The sequence below is a fragment of the Marinomonas aquiplantarum genome (assembly GCF_003314975.1).
Taxonomy (GTDB): Bacteria; Pseudomonadota; Gammaproteobacteria; order Pseudomonadales; family Marinomonadaceae; genus Marinomonas; species Marinomonas aquiplantarum.
In genome coordinates this window covers 684558-705533 of record NZ_QNRF01000001.1, presented here as the reverse complement: position 1 = coordinate 705533, position 20976 = coordinate 684558, and the positions used below count along the sequence as shown (strand labels likewise).

The 20976-nt window shown below is 45.2% G+C and carries 16 protein-coding genes, 1 tRNA gene and 1 riboswitch; of the genes, 5 read left to right on the top strand and 12 right to left on the bottom strand.

What is annotated here, in order from left to right:
• Positions 1-38: 38 nt before the first annotated feature.
• The 11 genes from serA to tkt form a co-directional block, all read right to left on the bottom strand.
• Positions 39-1268: a phosphoglycerate dehydrogenase gene (gene serA, locus DFP76_RS03305; protein WP_113873236.1), complete on the bottom strand. Its 1230-nt coding sequence runs from the start codon at positions 1266-1268 to the stop codon at positions 39-41.
• Positions 1269-1436: 168 nt separating this feature from the next.
• Entirely contained in the window at positions 1437-2537 is a 1101-nt protein-coding gene (trmA, locus tag DFP76_RS03300; protein ID WP_113873235.1) for a tRNA (uridine(54)-C5)-methyltransferase TrmA, read from the bottom strand.
• 138 nt (positions 2538-2675) lie between these two features.
• Positions 2676-3638 carry a hypothetical protein gene (locus DFP76_RS03295; protein WP_113873234.1) on the bottom strand — a complete coding sequence of 321 codons (963 nt, stop codon included), beginning with the start codon at positions 3636-3638 and terminating at the stop codon, positions 2676-2678.
• A 7-nt stretch (positions 3639-3645) separates the two neighbouring features.
• Entirely contained in the window at positions 3646-4338 is a 693-nt protein-coding gene (mtnN, locus tag DFP76_RS03290) for a 5'-methylthioadenosine/S-adenosylhomocysteine nucleosidase (protein WP_113873233.1), read from the bottom strand.
• Positions 4339-4358: 20 nt separating this feature from the next.
• Positions 4359-6941 (bottom strand): hypothetical protein, encoded by a 2583-nt coding sequence (locus DFP76_RS03285; RefSeq protein WP_113873232.1) that lies wholly within the window; start codon positions 6939-6941, stop codon positions 4359-4361.
• Positions 6932-8029, bottom strand: coding sequence for a substrate-binding domain-containing protein (locus DFP76_RS03280; protein ID WP_113873231.1), 1098 nt, complete (start codon positions 8027-8029; stop codon positions 6932-6934). Before DFP76_RS03280 ends, DFP76_RS03285 begins: the two co-directional genes overlap by 10 nt.
• Positions 8030-8215: 186 nt before the next feature.
• A tRNA-Leu gene (locus tag DFP76_RS03275) sits at positions 8216-8300 on the bottom strand.
• 136 nt (positions 8301-8436) lie between these two features.
• Positions 8437-9504: a class II fructose-bisphosphate aldolase gene (fba, locus tag DFP76_RS03270; protein WP_113873230.1), complete on the bottom strand. Its 1068-nt coding sequence runs from the start codon at positions 9502-9504 to the stop codon at positions 8437-8439.
• Positions 9505-9757: 253 nt separating this feature from the next.
• Complete coding sequence (locus DFP76_RS03265) at positions 9758-10921, bottom strand: phosphoglycerate kinase (protein ID WP_113873229.1); 1164 nt, start codon at positions 10919-10921, stop codon at positions 9758-9760.
• Positions 10922-10958: 37 nt separating this feature from the next.
• The gene (locus DFP76_RS03260) at positions 10959-11975 is read right to left on the bottom strand and encodes a type I glyceraldehyde-3-phosphate dehydrogenase (protein ID WP_113873228.1); all 1017 of its coding nucleotides are present in this window, start codon (positions 11973-11975) and stop codon (positions 10959-10961) included.
• 71 nt (positions 11976-12046) lie between these two features.
• A complete protein-coding gene (gene tkt / locus DFP76_RS03255; RefSeq protein WP_113873227.1) occupies positions 12047-14047 on the bottom strand; it encodes a transketolase in 2001 nt (666 codons plus the stop codon).
• A gap of 214 nt (positions 14048-14261) precedes the next feature.
• Positions 14262-14337: riboswitch (SAM riboswitch) on the top strand.
• A gap of 77 nt (positions 14338-14414) precedes the next feature.
• On the opposite strand from tkt, the gene metK reads away from it, so the two are divergent.
• From metK to DFP76_RS03230, 5 genes are all read left to right on the top strand, one after another.
• Complete coding sequence (gene metK, locus DFP76_RS03250) at positions 14415-15578, top strand: methionine adenosyltransferase (RefSeq protein ID WP_113873265.1); 1164 nt, start codon at positions 14415-14417, stop codon at positions 15576-15578.
• 88 nt (positions 15579-15666) lie between these two features.
• Positions 15667-16401 (top strand): 16S rRNA (uracil(1498)-N(3))-methyltransferase, encoded by a 735-nt coding sequence (locus tag DFP76_RS03245; protein WP_113873226.1) that lies wholly within the window; start codon positions 15667-15669, stop codon positions 16399-16401.
• A gap of 97 nt (positions 16402-16498) precedes the next feature.
• Complete coding sequence (locus DFP76_RS03240; RefSeq protein WP_113873225.1) at positions 16499-18001, top strand: TolC family outer membrane protein; 1503 nt, start codon at positions 16499-16501, stop codon at positions 17999-18001.
• A gap of 218 nt (positions 18002-18219) precedes the next feature.
• Positions 18220-19167, top strand: coding sequence for a glutathione synthase (gshB, locus tag DFP76_RS03235; protein ID WP_113873224.1), 948 nt, complete (start codon positions 18220-18222; stop codon positions 19165-19167).
• A 4-nt stretch (positions 19168-19171) separates the two neighbouring features.
• The gene (locus DFP76_RS03230) at positions 19172-20032 is read left to right on the top strand and encodes an energy transducer TonB (RefSeq protein WP_113873223.1); all 861 of its coding nucleotides are present in this window, start codon (positions 19172-19174) and stop codon (positions 20030-20032) included.
• Between the two features lie 75 nt (positions 20033-20107).
• Here DFP76_RS03230 and rpoH read toward each other — a convergent pair whose 3' ends face one another.
• Positions 20108-20974 (bottom strand): RNA polymerase sigma factor RpoH, encoded by an 867-nt coding sequence (gene rpoH / locus DFP76_RS03225; RefSeq protein WP_113873222.1) that lies wholly within the window; start codon positions 20972-20974, stop codon positions 20108-20110.
• Positions 20975-20976 lie beyond the last annotated feature (2 nt).

Genomic DNA, 20976 nt, shown 5'->3' with positions numbered 1-20976 from the left:
GGCTGGATTTTTTTATTCAAGCGAGAAAATCAAAGCATTTAAAACAACACTCGAGCCTTGATAGTACCGTCTACTTCTTTAACTTTTTCCAACGCTAGCTCACCAGTTTCGGCATCCACATCCATAACCATGTAACCGAGCTTTTCCGTTGTACGCAAATACTGGCCAGTGATGTTAATACCATGTTCAGAGAAAATGGCATTGATACGTGATAGCACACCTGGACGGTTTTCATGGATATGAAGAATACGATGATTGTCTGCTTGTGCAGGCAAGGCCACTTCAGGGAAATTCACGGCGGCAATGGTCGTACCCACATCAGAGAACTTAACCAATTTCTCAGCCACTTCAACACCAATATTTTCTTGTGCTTCCATGGTACTACCACCAATGTGTGGTGTTAGGATCACGTTATCTAGACCGCGTAGTGGCGATACGAACTCTTCGTCATTACCTTTTGGCTCAACTGGGAAAACATCTACTGCAGCACCAGACAAGTCGCCTGCTTTAATGGCTTCAGCCACCGCGTCAAGATCCGCGACCGTGCCTCGTGATGCATTAATGAAGATAGAGCCTTTTTTCATGTAAGACACTTCTTTTTCACCAATCATCAACTTAGTAGAAGCAGTTTCTGGAACATGCAAACTGATGATGTCGCTGGTTGACAACAACTCTTTCAAACTCTTAATTTGGCGTGCGTTACCTAATGGCAATTTAGTTACAATGTCATAAAAACACACTTCCATGCCTAGAGACTCTGCCAACACGCTTAATTGAGTACCAATACTACCGTAACCGATAATACCCAAACGCTTACCGCGTGTTTCATAAGAACCCACTGCAGATTTAATCCAACCACCACGGTGACAAGCCGCATTCTTTGCTGGAATGCCTCGCAACAAAAGAATCAATTGACCAAGCACTAATTCAGCCACACTTCGAGTATTAGAATAAGGGGCATTAAAGACCACAATCCCTTTTTCACTTGCCGCGTCTAAATTGACCTGATTGGTACCAATACAAAAACAACCAATCGCCGCTAACTTATTTGCGTGAGACAGCACTTTTTCAGTTAACTGAGTACGAGAACGAATACCAATAAAATGAGCATCGGCAATTTTTTCGATCAACTCATCTTCAGCCAAGGCTGTTTTATGGTATTCAATGTTGGTATAGCCTGCGTCTTGCAATGCATCCAATGCAGATTGATGGACGCCTTCCAATAACAAAATTTTGATTTTTGCTTTGTCTAATGAAGTATTGCTCATGGCTCGTTCGACTTCTCTGTTTTTAGGGTGGGGGGAAATTTACGGCAATATGTTAACACAGAACGCTCTATGTCGTATTCAGAATACTAGAATGTGATTCATTATGATAAGAACAAAACTCATGAATAATAGGATGGCATTGAAATTGCCATCCTATCTCGTCTTGGCTTAGACAGGCTTTCTTTGTAAATAAACGCCAGTTTCTACATGATGAGTATAAGGGAACTGATCAAACATAGCGTATCGAACCACTTGATGCGTACTGGCCAACGACTCTAGATTCGCTTTCAGCGTTTCAGGGTTACAAGAAATATAAAGAATCGCATCGACTTTTCGAATCAACTCAATGGTTGCTTCATCCAAACCAGCTCGCGGAGGATCCACCAGCACCACAGACGGCGAAAGCGTTTCCATACCGGCTTGCAGTAAGCTCTTTGGTAAGTCCGTTTCACCATTCAATGCGGCCGCCACATCTTCACTGGCCATTTTCACCACTTGCACATTTTGCATACCATTCATGGCAATGTTCAATTGCGCCGAGTTCACTGATACTTTGGAGATTTCCGTGGCCACGACACGTTCAAACTGACGCGCCAGAGGAATAGAAAAGTTGCCATTACCACAGTACATTTCGAGTAAATCACCACTCTCACCTTGAGTGACGTCTAGTGCCCAAGCGAGCATTTTTTCATTAATGCCCGCATTAGGCTGTGTGAAACTGTTTTCCACTTGTTGATAATGGAACTTTTGCCCTTTCACGGTTAAAGTTTCCATCACAAAATCACGAGTAAGCACTTGCTTACGCTTACGACTGCGACCAATAAAATGACAGGCCAGAAACGCCTTGTTCAATTCTCGGGCTGCCGCATTCCATTCGTCATCAATTGGCTTATGGTACAAGAGACTGATCAGAGCTTCGCCAGTCGTTGTAGTTAAGAAGTCCACCTGAAACAATTTATGACGCAACACAGTGACATCACGAATCGCATCTAACAAGGCCGGCATCAATTTGTTAATCAGAGCGGACGCGGCTAAGAATTGATCTGTACGAATCGGCGTCCTTGGATCCGCTGAATCAAACATGGCATAAAATAAATCATCACCATCATGCCAAATACGGAACTCTGCCCGCATACGATAATGGCTAGGCTCACTGTCAAAGACTTCCATTTCCGGTAAGTCTAGATCCGCCATTAGTTGATTTAGCCCAGTTTGCTTCTCAGCTAACTGTTGTTGATATTTCTCAGGTTGGATCTGATCCGGTCTCATGACATGTTCTCTATGATGGCGATGATTATTTCAGGTAGCATTGACGAATAAAAGCGCGGCATTATACGAGTTCCTGCGCTACAAATCTAATGCTGAACAGAACGAATTAAAAATCTAAAGCATCCGCTTAATGCGTCTTTAATTTAAATACTGTGGACCAAGAAGAATGACCAGGGCCATAGTAAATGAAAATTTACCCTGATAGTCGTCGTCAGCTTCATGAGTAAATTGTGGTTTTAACTGACCACTCAACCAGTCCCGATAAAGTCGCCTTTCGTATTGTATATTATACAAGAAGCTATCCGACTCGAGACTGTGTTCACCAGACTGTAAGAAGCTTAGTTGATAACTCATACTATTTTTGTCATCAATGGCATGATAGGCAAACAGGTTTTCACGTCCATAGAATTCACCCTCCTGATCCAGCCAAACGACACTAAAATCTGTCCCGTAATGAAATCTATCTTGCGGATAAACAGAAATGCCCACACCATATCGGGCCCCTACACCTTTAGAGTAATACGCAAAGGCTTCTTGTTTCTGATACCAGCTCCAACCACCATGATCATGACCTTGATTAAAGCGTAGGCGCATAAAAGGGTCTAATGGAAAATCCACCAATACCCCCGCATCAAAATCCGCGCCTAAATCCTCTCTTACAAAATTCACCGCCGCCGAAAAACTGGTTTTTAAAGCCGACTCAACCACAGAACTTTGCTGTGATGATTCGCCACGCTCATTCTCTGGAGTGATCGAGTCACCATTCGATTCAATAACGAACCGTAAACGCTTTTCAGTATTCGGCAACTTCATCCGGGCACTGAAGTCGAAGAAGCCCGACGAATCGTCTTCCTCAAAAATAGGACCAAAGCGCATCCGGACAAAACTATCCGACTGCCCATCACTGTCTTTACCGGATAAAAACGCATCTGTACTGTTTGACCAACGCCCAATAGTACGAGAAATGCTCGTGTGGGTACTTTGCCACCAAGCAAGGTCTTGCTCCTCAGCTGAAGGCTCTGCTATCTCATCAGCGTAACCAAAGCTGGACAACACAAGAAGCAAACCCGTCAGTAGACAGCGCTGAAATTGACACGGCATTGACAGCTTAAGCTCTCAGCATCTGTTGAATCATCAAAGAAGAATTCTCGGCCGCAATTTTCAAATACTCTTCAAAACTCTTGGGCGATTCTTTGCCGGCGATATCAGACAAGGCTCTGACTACCACAAATGGTGTATTAAATTTAAAGCAAACTTGCGCCACCGCTGCCGCTTCCATTTCTACTGCTACCAACGCAGGGAACGTCTCACGCACCGATGCCACGCGCACAGGATCACTCATAAAACTGTCACCGGTGCCAATTAGTCCTACCTTAGCACGAACATCTGTCGCCAAAGCAACGGCCTGTTGAGCACTTTCAACCAAAGCCGAATCGGCTTGATAAGCTTCTGGCATACTAGGCACTTGTCCCATCACATAACCAAAGGCGGTGACATCAACATCATGGTGTATCACTCGATCCGAAATCACCACATCACCCACCTGCAATTCTGGATCATAACCACCAGCCGAACCAATGTTGATGACATAATCTGGCTTAAATTGAGACAGTAGCAAGGTTGTCGACAAGGCGGCATTCACCTTTCCGATACCCGACTTCAGTAACACGACTTCTTTACCTTCAAACTGTCCGATAAAAAAATCACAACCAGCGATCGTTTGTTCCGTTACATCCGTCATCCAAGCTTTGATGACAGCCACTTCCTCATCCATGGCACCGATCAATCCAATAACACTCATACTTACTCCCAATGCGTTTCTTAACGTACGACGTGGCGCACAAATTGTTTAATTTTATCGCCGGAATGTGGCGATGATACGTTGTACAACGGCACCGTATCCGGTTTGTCCGGCCAATCCTGAATCGCAAATAAACGAGCTTCAGGAAATCGATTATGTAACTGGGCCAACTGTGTTTTAGGCTGCGGCTCCAAAAACACAATAACTGCATCAGAATGATACGGCAGAACCAAGTCAAAACCGGATAAGTCCGACAACCACTGTGTCGTTATCTGCTGTTTTTCTAATTCACTATACCAAATGGCTTTTGTGACTCGACTGCCACCCACCATAATCCATGATGAGCCTCGTTCAGGGTGATAAAGCGGCATAATACCATCACGTTGCAGAGCCTGAACCACCACCTGATGCAGACTGTAATCGAAAGGACAGCCAAATAAATGAAAGACTTGCTCATCCAGTGTTTGTAAAGGGGTGCTGTTCACCCAGACAATTGGTAACTCAGTTCGATCGTGTTTTACCTGCAAAGCCTTGGTCATCTTGTGCTGACCTTCAAGGTCCTGATCACAACCGATTAAAATGACATCAAACTTCACCATAGTCGTAGACTGAGTAAAAAAACTGTCCGCCGAAACAAAATCCTTCACTTTACAACCCAAACGAACAAGCGCGGCGTGAATTAACGCACTATTTGGGTAATCATTCGCGATCCAAGCCACCAGCTTATCAGCTGTTGCTGGCTCTTCTGACAAACTGATGGCGGTATGATCTTGCTCTGACTCCACTACAGGCAAATTAAATTGCAAAGCATTGTTGCGTAAAATCTTATATTGCGCACCTAGGTGACTTGCTAACGTTTTAACCATCCAAATAAAGAGCTCCCTTGTGGCCATATCATGCATCGCCACGAACTCTAATTCATTGCCCTTCATCTGAATCGATAGACGTCGCTCAGCCATATCATTCGACATCACCATCATAAAGAGCAATCGCAACAAGGCCGTTACTTTGTTATCCACCTCGATGGTTTTGAGCGACACAGGTAGGGCAATATCCAATAACGCACGATTTGCCTCCACTCCCATTGCAGTCATCACCTTAGCACTTTCCGCAATCAGCACATCCCCCAAAATGACACCATGCGCCATCTCATCAGGACGCCCAATATCCTCCAAAACCGAAAGTGTTAAACTCAACCAACCTTGGAATTGCTGTGTTTGTATTGTACTAGGTAACTGGGTTAGATACTCCAGCTCTTGTTGCAGCGTTTGAGCATCAACTTTTTTCTCAATGGCGCTCGACAGAGGCTGTAATTGGTCAAGCTGCCACTTCAAGCTAGTTTCCAAAGTCACATTGCGGCCAACCAATAAAATCCCGCGATAACCAAACTCATTATGGTAAGAAAACGCTTTCCATTGATAAATTCGCCCCAATCGATCAATGGTTAATTCAAAACTGCGACCAACGGCACCTTTTAAGGTTTCTTGAATAATTTGATGGCAAGATATGGGTAAAAAATCGAATAGAGTACGTGAGCGTTCTGCCTCAGGAAATATCTCTTTGGCTTCCGTGTTCAGCACCTGTAACTCTGCTACTTCGTTACTAAAAATGATGGCACTGTGAACCGACTCAGATAATAAACTGAACTGATCATCCTTCGCCTTGATGGCCGCTCTATAATGATTGCTTTGCTCTTGAATCGGTTGCAGCTCATCAAATAACGGTTGCGTGCTTTCACGCCGATAAATCGTTTTTTCAAGAGGCACAAAGAGCAGTTTTTTGATGTAAATATTAAGCAGCCAATAAAAAGCCAACAAACTCAACGCAACAAACAACAGCAAAGGCAATGCAACACGTAAGGAATCACTCAATAGATTTTCTGCTTGCTCTATTTCGAGTCGGAATGCACCTTGTACTGCTGAGTCCAACTGAAAAGCATAAGACAGCATTGGAACAGATGAAGCATTCGTGTCAGATGAGGCTTCTTCTAACAATAAACGATTATTCGACTCATCAAACAAACGTACCGCCATCACCTGAGCACTTGATAACAACTCATTGCCCAAGGTTAAATTATCATTCAGCGAAATAAAACCGTATAAGAACCCCAAACCTTCCATCTCAGAAGAAAGAATTTTTTTCTTATACATCAGCAAAGTAGCGTCATCTTCCGTCACCACGGAAACCCATCGACTAATTTGGCCTTCTGCCAACAATGGCTGAAAATCAGCCTGAGTGAACAAACGCGCTCTTGGGTCCATCGCATGAAAATCATCTTTCCAATCTATATAGAAGAAATCCAAGCCTCCGGTAAATAAAATATCATGATGACTAAACAGAAGATCCAACGCTTGGCCTATGTCATAATCCCTCATCGCCAGATCTTGTACGATAAAACGCATTTCCGACTCGGCACGAACCAAGTAAGAGGCCAAAGTTTGTTCAACAATTTTGTGCTTTAGACGCAGTGTTTGTTCGGCTGAAGAGCGATCATAAGTACTGGTGAAATACAGCGCACCGATAACCATTAACGCCATTAATGCTGCTGTCATAAACAGCAAGGCCTGCTTAAGTCGATCCTTCAAACTAATGCTTACTGCCATTTTTGCACCGAATAATGATAGGCCTGTTGCAACATCAACCCTAAACTCTCTGGATCAATGTCTTCCGTTAGTAATGGCGATCTTGCCACATATAGATTAGGGAGATTTCGCCCTTCTAAATCCAACTTAATGGCTTCCGCTACCGCGATCGATAAATCGTCCCAATAAAACAAGATGTTCGCTTTGATATGATGATCTTTTAGTACCGCCAGTTGCGCATTAAAGGCACCCCAAACATTCGTTTGAATGCGGTTATAGGCTGCATTTTCATTCAACACCTGTAGCACACCTACCGCAATGTTCTGCGAACAGCTAAAAATAAAATCTGTTTCCTGGTTCGATAATAAGGTTTTTGTACGTTTGATCGCTTGCTGGACATTATCTTCCACAACATAAATGCTCTCAACTTCACGTCCATAGCGACTCATTTCATCTAGGAAACCATCACAGCGTATTTGTCCCAAATAACTTTCCGGTAATACCAAGGCGGAAATACGTGCCGAAGGTGGTAATTGCCGATCCAGATAACTGGCCAACATCTGTACCGTCTTGAATTGATTAAACCCGACATAGATTAGGGGTGGGCGTGGTACCCAGTGCACGATTGGCGAGGCAAAATCGAATAAAACAAGTTTGCCCTGCCCTTGGATCAAAAATCGCTCAAACAGCCGACGAAGACTAACATTAAATTTGGTGGCAATAATATAGTCTGATTCCATTTCAATCACAGGCAAATGCGCAATAAAATCAGTGCCATAACCCGATCGATCAACATAAGTATCTAAACGATACACTATGCCTAACTCACGCATGCGCTTTTTAAAAGCATTTAACATTAATTGATTTTGCCAATCCGCTACCTCCCCAAATAAGAGAAAAACAACACGAATAGGAGCTTGCTGTGATATACGAAGTGGATTTGGTGGAGAGTTGACTAGGGTCGTAAATTGTTCAGACAAAGGGCTTTGTTGTGGCAGCAGCTGATAAAAAGCCTGCTCTGTCATCACCTCTTCAGCGAAACTTGCAGCCAATAGCGGCCCGCTAACACAAGCAAGATTCAAGCATAAGATGAGCAGCAATCGTCGCATTTTCCAGCCTAATCGAATTATTCCCTATTATTATCCCAAAATATCTAACTTTCAGCGAATGGGAAACAACAAATACACTTGAACGTGTAAATAAATGCTAAGGCCAAGGCCAAGAACAGCGAAAACAAAAAGAGAGGCAAATTTTAGGCATAAAAAAAGCCGACATAAAGTCAGCTTTTTAAAATATGGTGCGGAAGGAGAGACTCGAACTCTCACGCCGTGAAGCACTGGAACCTAAATCCAGCGTGTCTACCAATTCCACCACTCCCGCAAGGAATGGCGAGCATTATAGGCAAATCATTTTGGTGGTCAACTCTTTTTTACTAGTTTTCATTAAAAAAGTGAAAAAAAGTCGATTAGTCACCTTATGCTCGCTTAACCCTATTCAGACCTTAGCAACGTAAACCTTAAAAATTACGGCCGTTATTGTACTCACCATGTTCATAACGAACCGCCATTTCTTCTAGGTCAATGGTTTTAATGCGTGACGCCTGGCCAGCACAACCAAACGCTTCATAGCGATCAATACAGACGGCTTTCATCGCCTTAATACTTTCTGTTAAGTATTTACGAGGGTCAAAATTGCCTTTGTGCTCTGCCAAACTACGACGAATCGCACCGGTTGCGGCCAAGCGCAAATCAGTGTCAATGTTCACCTTACGCACACCATAACGAATGGCTTTCACAATCTCTTCTACTGGCACACCATAAGTTTCTGGGATTTCACCGCCAAATTCATTAATGATGGCTAACCAATCTTGTGGCACAGACGAAGAACCGTGCAACACAATATGAGTATTCGGCAGACGCTCAACAATGGTCGCAATGCGCTCAATATCCAAAATGTCGCCCGTTGGTGGACGAGTAAACTTGTAAGCACCATGGCTAGTACCGATGGCAACAGCCAAGGCATCAATGCCGGTAGCATTCACAAAGTCTACGGCTTCTTGAGGATCGGTCAGCATCTGATCATGCGACAAGATGCCTTCCGCGCCAACACCGTCTTCTTCGCCTGCCTGCCCCGTTTCAAGAGAACCAAGCACGCCAAGTTCACCTTCGACAGACACGCCACAAGCGTGAGCAAACTCCACCGTACGGCGAGTCACATCCACATTGTATTCATAGCTTGCTGGGGTTTTTCCATCAGCCATAAGAGAACCATCCATCATGACTGAGGAGAAACCTAGCTGAATAGAACGCTGACAAATGGCAGGAGATGTACCATGATCCTGGTGCATCACCACAGGAATGTGTGGGAAGTCTTCAATCGCCGCTGCGATTAAATGGCGTAGAAAATGAGAGCCTGCGTATTTACGAGCTCCGGCAGACGCTTGCATGATCACCGGCGAATTCACTTCATCCGCTGCTTCCATGATGGCTTTCACCTGTTCCATGTTGTTCACATTGAAAGCAGGTAAGCCGTAGCTGTGTTCTGCGGCATGGTCCAGTAACTGACGCATACTGATTAAAGGCATAAAAGGTTTCCTCTGACAATTTGTCTAATATTCTATTATTACAGACAGTGCAGCGTTTCCCGTGCACTCAGTTTTGTTATCACCTCTTCTATCTACAACAGATGAGATGTGGCTTACGCCTTATCGTTATTGTCATATTCAACATACTGTCGAATAGGTCACTCTCTCGTATTTGTCACTGGCCTCACTGGGCCAGTGACTTAGGCTTTTAGCCTTTATTATGTAAAACAGTCTTATGCTGTTCTTAATAGTATTAATTTTGCGCGCGTGATTCTAACATAGCAACCGCTGGTAACACTTTTCCTTCAACAAATTCAAGAAAAGCGCCACCACCAGTTGAAATATAAGACACTTGTTCAGCAATGTCATACTTGTCCACTGCCGCTAACGTATCACCGCCACCAGCAATAGAGAATCCAGCACTGTTGGCAATCGACATAGACAAGGCTTTCGTGCCTTCGCCAAATTGGTCAAATTCAAACACGCCAACTGGGCCATTCCAAATGATAGTTTGCGATTCTTCCAACAAAGCAGAAAAAGCGGCCGCGGCTTTAGGACCAATGTCCAAAATCATGTCATCTGCTGCAACGTCTTTAGCGTCTTTGATCGTCGCCTTGGCATCCGCTGCAAACTCGGTCGCCACAACAACATCTTCTGGTAATGGGATGCTGGTTTTTGCCATCAGAGCTTTGGCTTGTGGAATCAAGTCTTCTTCGTAAAGTGATTTACCAACCGGGAAGCCAGCCGCCGCCAAGAAAGTATTGGCGATACCACCACCAACGATTAACTGGTCAACCTTGTCAGAAAGAGACTCAAGCACCGTTAGCTTAGTGGATACTTTTGACCCACCCACAATCGCCGCCATTGGGCGAGCTGGTGTCGCTAAGGCCTTTTCTAACGCTTCCAGTTCAGCGGCCAACAAAGGACCTGCGCAAGCCACTGGCGCAAACTTCGCCACACCATGAGTAGAAGCTTGAGCACGATGTGCCGTACCAAACGCATCCATCACAAAAACATCACACAAGGCGGCCATTTTCTTCGCCAAAGCCTCATCGTCTTTCTTTTCACCAGGATTAAAGCGTACATTCTCTACTAAGACTAACTGTCCTGCGGCCACATCAACACCGTCTAGCCAATCCTTAACCAAAGGTACGTCTTGCCCCAGCATAGTCGACAAATGCTGAGCCACTGGCAACATAGAGAATTCTTCCTCGTACTGACCTTCTGTCGGACGGCCAAGATGCGACATTACCATTACTTTAGCACCAGCCTCTAACGCCAACTTAATGGTCGGCAAAGCAGCACGAATTCGAGCATCACTGGTAACCTTGCCATTTTTCACTGGCACATTAAGGTCTTCACGGATCAATACGCGCTTGTTCGCCAGATCCAAGTCTTTCATCTTAATTACTGTCATAGGAATGCCCTCAATAGTTTTCTTGCTAAGTCATGCCTTAATGCATAACCCTCGCCCAATACTTAGCCACATCCAACATTCGATTGGCGTAGCCCCATTCGTTATCAAACCAACATAATATTTTTACCATGTGACCATCAATGACTTGTGTTTGAGTGCCATCAATAATCACTGAACGTGGATCATGATTAAAATCCACTGACGCATGCGCCTCTTGCGTAAAGCCCATCAACCCAGCATATTTACCATTCGCAGCGCTCTCAAGTTGCCCATTGACTTGTGCCACGGTAACAGGCTGCTCGGTTCGTAACACCAGATCAATTAAAGATACATTCAAGGTTGGAACACGTACCGCATTACAACCCATTTTGCCATCTAGCTCTGGCATCAAACGAGTAATGCCTCGCGCTAACCCCGTGTCCACGGGAATAATAGAGCTTAATGCGGCACGGGTTAAACGCAGATCTTTAGTGTGATAGCCATCGATAACCGGTTGGTCATTCATCGCAGAGTGAATCGTTTGACTTGTTCCATGCACCACACCGGCAAACTGCTGAATCGTCTCTAATACAGGGATAAGACAATTGGTGGTACAAGAAGCTGCCGAGACAATCTGATGTCGCGCCGTTAGCTCATGATGATTGAAGCCGTACACCAAGGTACTGTCCACATCAGAGCCCGCTGGTTGTGACAGAAGTAATCTCGGTACACCAGCGTCCAAATACGCCTGAGCGCCGTCGCGATCACTGAAACTACCAGAGCACTCTAAAACAAGATCGAGCGCCAACGATTGCCAATCAACACCCTCTGGGTGCGCACTTGAAAAACACTGAATGGTGTCATCACCAATTTGCAATGTATTGCCATGTGTCGCAACAGACTGAGGAAAACGACCATGCGTCGTGTCATAACGAGTGAGATAACTCATTGTCTCAACATCAGACAATTCATTAATTGCCACCACTTGAATGTGGTCGCGGAAATTGTTTTCGTATAAGGCTCGTAACACTGAACGCCCTATTCGACCATAGCCATTAATAGCGACTCGCAACATAGTCCTACTTCATCGCAAAAGGAAAGAAAAAAGAGACGCGAACGCGCGTCTCTTTTCAGAGTCGATCAGAATTACGCCGTTAGAATTTTTTCTGCCGTCGCAACCACATTCTCAACGGTGAAACCAAAGTGCTTAAGCAAATCACCACCTGGTGCTGATTCACCAAAGGTCGACATACCGACCATTGCACCTTCGAAACCAACGTACTTGTACCAGTAATCCACATGCGCCGCTTCAATGGCAACACGCTTAGTAACGGCCGCAGGCAATACCGACTCTTTATAAGCCGCATCTTGCGCATCAAACGTACTAGTAGAAGGCATTGAAACAACACGCACTTTCTTACCCTTCGCCGTTAATGCTTCTGCCGAAGACATAGCTAAACCTACTTCAGAACCCGTCGCGATCAAAATAAGCTCTGGCGTACCAGTGCAATCTTGCAGCACATAACCACCTTTGGCGACATTTGCTAGGGTTGCTGCATCACGCGCTTGCGCTGGCAAACCTTGACGAGAGAATACCAAAGACGTTGGACCATCACGACGCTCGATTGCCGCTTTCCAAGCAATCGCAGTTTCTGCTGCATCACATGGACGCCAAACTGACATATTGGGTGTCATACGCAAGTTAGCAAGTTGCTCAACGGGTTGGTGAGTCGGACCATCTTCCCCTTGACCAATAGAGTCATGGGTGTAAACAAACACGTTCTGAATACCCATCAAAGCGGACATACGTACTGCATTGCGCGCGTATTCCATGAACATCATGAAGGTCGCACCATAGTTGATAAAACCACCATGCAAAGAAGCACCATTCATGATGCCGCTCATACCAAACTCACGCACACCGTAGTATACATAGTTACCAGCAGGATCATCTTGAATACCTTTAGAACCAGACCACAGTGTCAAGTTAGAACCGGCAAGGTCAGCTGAACCACCTAACAATTCAGGTAAGATGGCACCAAACGCACCAATGGCATTTTGTGACGCTTTACGACTGGCAATGCTTTCGCCTTTATCTTGGCACTCTTGAATGAAAGCCTGCGCTTTCTCTTCGAAGTCCGCTGGCAAATCACCTTTGATCACACGACGCTCAAATTCCGCCGCCAATTCTGGATAAGCTGCTTGGTAAGCTGCAAACTTTTCCTGCCATTCTGTTTCACGAGCCGCGCCAGCTTGTTTTGCATCCCAACCCGCGTAAACATCCGCAGGAATTTCAAATGGTGCATGTGGCCAACCTAAGAACTCACGAGCGGCAGCAATTTCGGCATCACCCAGTGGTGCACCGTGACAATCATGACTACCAGATTTATTAGGTGAACCAAAGCCAATGACGGTTTTGCAACAAATTAAAGTTGGCTTACCCGTTTCCGCTTTTGCCGCATCAATGGCAGCTTTAATAGCTTCTGGATCATGTCCATCCACATCCGCAATAACATGCCAGCCATAAGACTCAAAACGCTTCGGTGTGTCATCTGTAAACCAGCCTTCAACATGACCATCAATGGAAATACCATTGTCATCCCAAAAAGCAACCAATTTACCCAAGCCTAAAGTACCAGCAAGTGAACAAGCTTCATGAGAGATGCCTTCCATCAAACAGCCGTCACCCAAGAAACAGTAAGTATTGTGATCAACCACCTCATGACCTTCGCGGTTAAACTGCGCCGCCAAGGTTTTCTCCGCAATGGCCATACCCACCGCGTTGCTGATACCAGCACCCAATGGGCCGGTGGTGGTTTCAACGCCATCGGTATAACCGTATTCTGGGTGACCTGGTGTTTTAGAGTGTAACTGACGGAATTGCTTTAGTTCTTCGATTGGCAAGTTGTAGCCAGACAAATGCAATAAAGAATAAATCAACATAGAACCATGGCCGTTCGACAAAACAAAACGATCACGGTCAACCCATTTAGCATTTGAAGGGTTATGCTTTAAATAATCGTTCCATAGTACTTCGGCAATATCAGCCATCCCCATTGGAGCACCTGGGTGACCTGAGTTAGCTTTTTGTACGGCGTCCATACTGAGTGCGCGTATGGCGTTAGCAAGTTGTTTCCGAGACGACATGTTGGTTCCACTCCTGGTAGCTTAACGAACAATAGAAAGAACATTCTCCATAGGGTAAAGCCAGCATGCAATGCCAACCCTACACATTTGCCTCATTTTTGGGCCAAGAAAAAGTATTCTTATTAAATCTGCACCATCCTAACAAAAAAACCGCCTCTTGCCTCATATAAATCCGTTTTTCATCTTGCCATCTGTGCAATTTTCGGCCATCATCCACCACTACAGCGTCGATTTGTTTCGGCTTGCGGACGCTATATAAAATCAGCTAAACAGAAGCAGCACAGATGCCTGTTTAGCGACCTACATGCTAAGCGGGTTTTTTTATGCCTTTTTAGCGCTTTTTCATTTTTTGATTGAGGCACTAAACATGTCAGAATATTCATTATTTACCTCAGAATCCGTTTCTGAAGGTCACCCAGATAAAATCGCCGACCAAGTCTCCGATGCCATTCTTGATGCCATTTTGGCGGAAGACACAGAAGCGCGAGTCGCTTGTGAAACCCTAGTAAAAACCGGCATGGTATTGGTTGCTGGTGAAGTCCGTACTAATGCTTGGGTCGACATCGAAGAAATCGCACGCGGCGTGATCCGTGAAATTGGCTACAACAGTTCCGACATGGGCTTCGACTGGGAGTCGTGCGCCGTGATGAACGCCATCGGCAAACAATCTGCTGACATAGCCGTGGGCGTTGATGAAGCGGGTGAAAAAGAGCTGGGCGCAGGCGACCAAGGCTTGATGTTTGGCTTTGCCACCAACGAAACCGATGTATTAATGCCTGCACCAATTACTTACGCGCATCGTCTAGTAGAACGCCAAGCACAGGTTCGTAAAAACGGTACGCTGGACTTCTTGCGTCCTGACGCGAAAAGCCAAGTGACTTTCCGCTATGACGAACATGGCAAACCTTGCGCTATCGATGCCGTGGTTTTATCGACACAACACAGCGCTGCAATTAAACAAGCAGACCTTCGTGAAGCCGTGATGGAAGAAATCATCAAGCCGGTTTTACCAGAAGAGTGGCTATCGAAAGAAACCAAATACTTCATTAACCCAACGGGCCAATTCATCATTGGTGGACCTGTTGGAGATTGCGGTTTAACCGGTCGTAAAATCATCGTAGATACCTATGGCGGCATGGCACGTCATGGCGGCGGTGCTTTTTCTGGTAAAGACCCATCCAAAGTTGACCGCTCCGCTGCTTACGCTGGCCGTTACGTGGCAAAAAACATCGTCGCTGCAGGCTTGGCAGACAAGTGTGAAATTCAAGTGTCTTACGCCATTGGTGTCGCTGAACCAACGTCCATTAGCATTAACACGTTCGGCACAGGCAAAATCAGCGACGCGAAAATTGTCGAGTTGGTACGCGAATTGTTTGATTTACGTCCAGCAGGTTTGATTAAGATGTTGGACCTAAAACGCCCAATTTATCTACCGACAGCAGCTTATGGTCACTTTGGCCGTACTGGTGACAACTTCACTTGGGAAAAAACCGACAAAGCCGAGCTATTGCGTAAAGCCGCTGGTTTATAATTGCGTTAATTTCCGCTATAAAAAGCCTTCTTGTGTTGATCCACAAGAAGGCTTTTGTGTTTTTATCTCTTTATCATTAGGACAAGGTATGCGAATCCCACGAATTTATATCAATGCAGAACTAAGCGAAAACCAAACGCTAACCTTGCCTGACACCAGTTTCCAACATTTATGCAAAGTACTAAGGCTCAAATCTGATCACCCTTTGCGTGTCTTTAATGGTCAAGGCGGTCAATATCACGCCACTCTGTGTGATGTAGAAAAGCGCACCGCAAACATTGCCATCGGAGCATTTGAAGCCTTAGACAATGAATCCGCTGTAAAGGTCACCATAGGCCAGACACTATCTCGTGGTGAACGCATGGACTACGCCATTCAAAAGTCCGTTGAAGCAGGCGTCTTTGCTATTCAACCCTTATTAAGCGAGCGCTGTGAAGTAAAACTTGAAGACAAGCGCATGGAAAAACGCCTTGCTCATTGGCAACAAGTTGCCATCAGCGCTGCAGAACAATCTGGCCGGGGTCTAGTGCCAACCGTTTACCCTCCCATCGAGTTAACCGAATGGGTTGAGAATTGTAACGATATGTTAAAATTCACTTTGCACCACCACAGTGCCAAGCCCATTAAACAATTCGAACTACCAAGCCAGAAGCAAATTGCTTTGCTCATTGGACCGGAGGGAGGATTGACCGAAAACGAAGTGCAACATTCTGAAAAACAAGGATTTAATCCGATAACATTAGGCCCAAGGGTTCTGCGCACAGAAACCGCGCCTGTCGTCGCACTCAGTGTCATCCAAACCCTATGGGGTGATATCTACTAAACGTAAAATTTAATAATGGCTAACAGAACTGCTACATATTCTTGAAGAGAATCCCTTTAAGATTTTAATCAGTGAAGTTTTAAGGACACAGGATCATATGTTTTACAGAATTGCTTTAACTTGCATGCTCTACATAGGGACATTTGTTCTGCCTGCAAACAGCTATGCACTGACATTAGAAGAAGCCACTTACACCGCGATTGAAAACAGTCCTTCCGTCATGCAAGCCATCGCAAAATACCGCGAATCTAAAGAAAATGCTGACCTCGCGCGACGTAATGGCTACTACCCAAGCGTTGACCTAGCGGCAGGCATTGGCCATGAGACTACCTATGGCGATGACGATTCATCGGACGATATAGGCTTAACTCGCCGAGAGCTATCATTATCCCTGAATCAGCCCATTTTTAGTGGTTTTACCACACAGAATGAAGTTGATCGTTTACACAGCGAGGCGGAAGCCGATCGCTGGAGTGCTCTCATATCCGTTGAAAATACCGCCCTTGAAGTCGCCCAAGCGTATGCCAACATTTTGCGTTTCCGTGAATTGGTCAATTTGGCTGAAATGAACTTGGACACACACCAACGCATCTACAAACAAATCAAATTGAAAACAGATACTGGTATCGGACGACAATCTGATCTCAGCCAAATCACCGCACGTTTAGCAAAAGCACACGCCAACCATTTGGCCGCCGTAAACAATTTGCGTGATGCTGAAAGTAACTACAATAAAGTTGTCGGCGAAATGCCGCCAAAAGACCTTATCTACCCGGTTCCCGATCGCGCCTTATTGCCCGAAGATTTAGACAGTGCCATTAGCCAAGCTTTGGCAAAAAACCCTGCCATTGAAGGTGCATATTGGGATATTGCGGCAACTGAAAGCATCCAAAAAATTGCTGAAGCGGATAAATACCCCAATATCAATTTCGTCTTAGAAAGAACGTGGAACAATAATATTGATGGTGATGAAGGTCCGAGTGAAGACTTGATTGCCATGATTCGATTGAATTACAACCTTTATAATGGCGGCTCATATAAGCGTAAAAAATACGCGGCCGTACAGCAAAATATTCAAGCTACGGAAATCCGTCGTAACACCATACGTGATACAGAGCTAACGGTTCGACTCGCTTGGGCGGCCTTTGAAGCCACCACAGGTCAAAAAGAGCACATCCGTCAATACGTTATTGCCACCAAAGAATCGCAAGTCGCTTACGAAAAGCAATTTCGCCTTGGTCGCCGAACACTTCTAGACGTTCTAGACAGTGAAAATGAACTCTTTCAAGCACGCCAAGACTATGTCAATGCTGACTACGATGAGCTCTTTTCAGAATTCCGTTTATTCAACGCCAAAGGCGAGTTAATGCGTGCCTTCCGAATTTATCGTCCACCTCTACTGGGTTTTGAAGACGAGTTTGTCACGCCTCAAACAAACGCTAAGCAAAAACAAAGTGCGACAGAGGACCTACAAACCATTGAATCTAATGTGTTGCCAGACAATACCCCTGACGCAACAGGCAACTCATCAACTGAAAGTCAAACGCCGCAGGAAAGTGAGTTATTCCTAGAAGCCGATGAAAACTCAGGGAGTTGGTAAGTATCGAAAGGGCGGATTTTCTATTCGCCCTTTTTGTTGACGAGGATCGATGTCCTTTACGAAAGCTAATCCCCATCACTGAATATCTCACTGATTCAAACTATTGAGAAAACAGGGCTGTTTTTTCTTCTCAGCGCCCCCATATTTCTATAGCATCAATAGATATTAATCGGCTGTATCTAAACATCGCCGTCTACTCGTTTTGAGGAAGTACCACAATGACCATTAAACTCGGCATGGTAATGGATCCAATTTCATCCATTAACTACAAAAAAGACACCTCCCTCGCCATGTTATGGGCCGCCGCCGAAAAAGGCTGGGAACTTATTTACATGGAACAAAAAGATCTCTTTCTAGACAATGGCAAAGCGTATGCCATGGCTCGCTCTTTAAGCGTTCACAAGGACCCTGAGCATTTCTACGATCTTGGCGAAGAAGAACGTATTGCCTTGGGAGACTTAGACGTTATTTTAATGCGCAAAGATCCACCGTTTGATGGCGAATTTGTTTACAGCACCATGATTCTTGAACAAGCAGAACGTGATGGCTGCCTAGTAGTAAACGACCCGAAAAGCCTACGTGATTGCAACGAAAAGCTGTTTGCAACTCAATTCCCTCAGTGCTGCCCACCAGTCTTAGTAACACGCCGAGCAGATCTGCTAAAAAGCTTTCATAAAGAACATGGCGATGTGATTTTCAAACCTTTGGATGGCATGGGTGGCACATCTATTTTCCGACTAAAACCGGATGACTCAAACGTTAGCGTCATTATTGAGACGCTCACTAACATGGGCCAAGAGCAGATCATGGCACAAAAATTCATCCCTGAAATCAAGCAAGGTGACAAGCGCATCTTGATTGTGGATGGCGAACCAGTTCCTTATGCTCTGGCACGTATTCCAGCGTCAGGAGAAACTCGTGGCAACTTAGCCGCTGGCGGTCGCGGGGAAGGTCGTCCTTTAACAGAGCGAGATCGTTGGATTTGCCAACAAGTGATCCCCTCGTTAAAGGAAAAGGGCTTACTCTTTGTTGGCTTAGATGTCATCGGTGATTATTTAACGGAAATTAATGTCACCAGCCCAACTTGTGTCAGGGAATTAGACAATCAATTTGATCTAAACATTGCCATGACGTTGATTGAAGCCATAGAGAAACGCTTAATCTAATATCATGCGAGTTATCGATAAATTTTCCGTTACTCTCTTCATTGCCATTAGTTTGCATTTGCTAATGGCAATGCTGGTCAGTTTCGACTTCGAATTACCCGCCCCCAAGCCCAACACGCTCGAAGTCACCTTAGTTCAGCACACTAGCAAAGCACCATTAGAAGCGGACTTTATAGCTCAAGCAAACCAAGAGGCAAGTGGTACTGAGCTACGAAAACAGAAATTAACCACTACCGAAGAAGCGCAATTTTTATCCGATAACATTCAAGACATCTCGCCACCAGTGCAACCACAGCTGGCCTCAGCGGAACCCATTGAAGAACCCAGCTTATTAGCCACGCAAGACCAACAAGCCATCCTTGAAGTCGCAAAAGAAGTTGAGCAGGAGCCGAAAACATTAGAAGAACGTTTTCGAGGGGAAACTCAAATCCCCAGTCATTTGTCCAATGACATTGCTACCTTAGAAGCTTTGCTCGATCAACAACGTCAATCCTACGCCAAACGCCCTCGTATTAGACGTCTAACATCCGTTTCAGCGAAAGCCGCAGTCGATGCAAAATATCTAGACGACTGGCGTCGTCGAATTGAGCGGATTGGTAACATCCATTATCCAGAAGAAGCAAAGCGCAATCACTTATATGGTGAACTTCGTCTCGCGGTCATTATCTTACCAAATGGCTATGTGGACGACATTGAAGTGCTACACTCTTCTGGCGTACGCGTGTTGGATGACGCAGCCATGCGGATCGTCCGCTTAGCGGAGCCTTTCCAAGTCTTTCCCAGCGAACTCAAAAAAGAAGTGGATAAGCTTGAGATTATCCGCACCTGGCGCTTCATTCCGGGTAACCAATTGCGCAGCCAATAAAAGCACGTCAACACAAACCACTGACACAAAAAAGCCCTCGCTAGGAGGGCTTTTTGATATTTAGAACAGGCTTATTTAGTCGAATTGACCATCGCCCATGGCAACACGAATCTTCTTCATCGCATTCTTTTCAAGTTGGCGAATACGCTCCGCGGAGACACCATATTCATCCGCCAATTCATGCAGAGTCGATTTACCATCAGACAACCAACGTTGTACCAAAATATTTCGACTACGTTCATCAAGATCAGCCATAGCAAGCTCAAGGCGTTGATTGGAGTCTTCTTCCCAATTGCCATTCTCCAGCAACATAGCTGGGTCAGAGCGATGATCCTCTAGGAACTGAGAAGGCGCTTGATACGCGCTATCATCATCGTCATCTGCAGACGCATCGAACGCCATGTCAGAAGCACTTAAGCGACCTTCCATTTGACGAACAACATCTGGCGTTACACCAAGATCACTGGCAACCGATTCCACCTCGGAATTACTAAACCAAGACAGGCTTTTTTTCGCACTGCGTAGATTAAAGAACATCTTACGCTGCGCTTTGGTGGTCGCCACTTTCACAATGCGCCAGTTCTTTAGAATAAATTCGTGTATTTCGGCTTTAATCCAATGTACAGCAAACGACACCAGACGCACACCCACTTCTGGGTTAAAACGCTTCACCGCTTTCATCAAGCCGACGTTTCCTTCTTGGATTAAGTCGCCTTGAGCTAAACCGTAACCAGAGTAACTTTTCGCAATGTGCACAACAAATCTCAGATGCGACATAACCAATGTACGGGCCGCTTCTAAGTCTTCTTGATAATATAAACGTTCTGCCAGTGCTTTTTCTTCCTCCGCTGTCAGAATTGGAATCCGACCAACGGTTTGTATATAAGACTCAAGGTTTTGACCTGGAGTCATCATATCGATAGGCTGAAGAGCTTTACTCATCT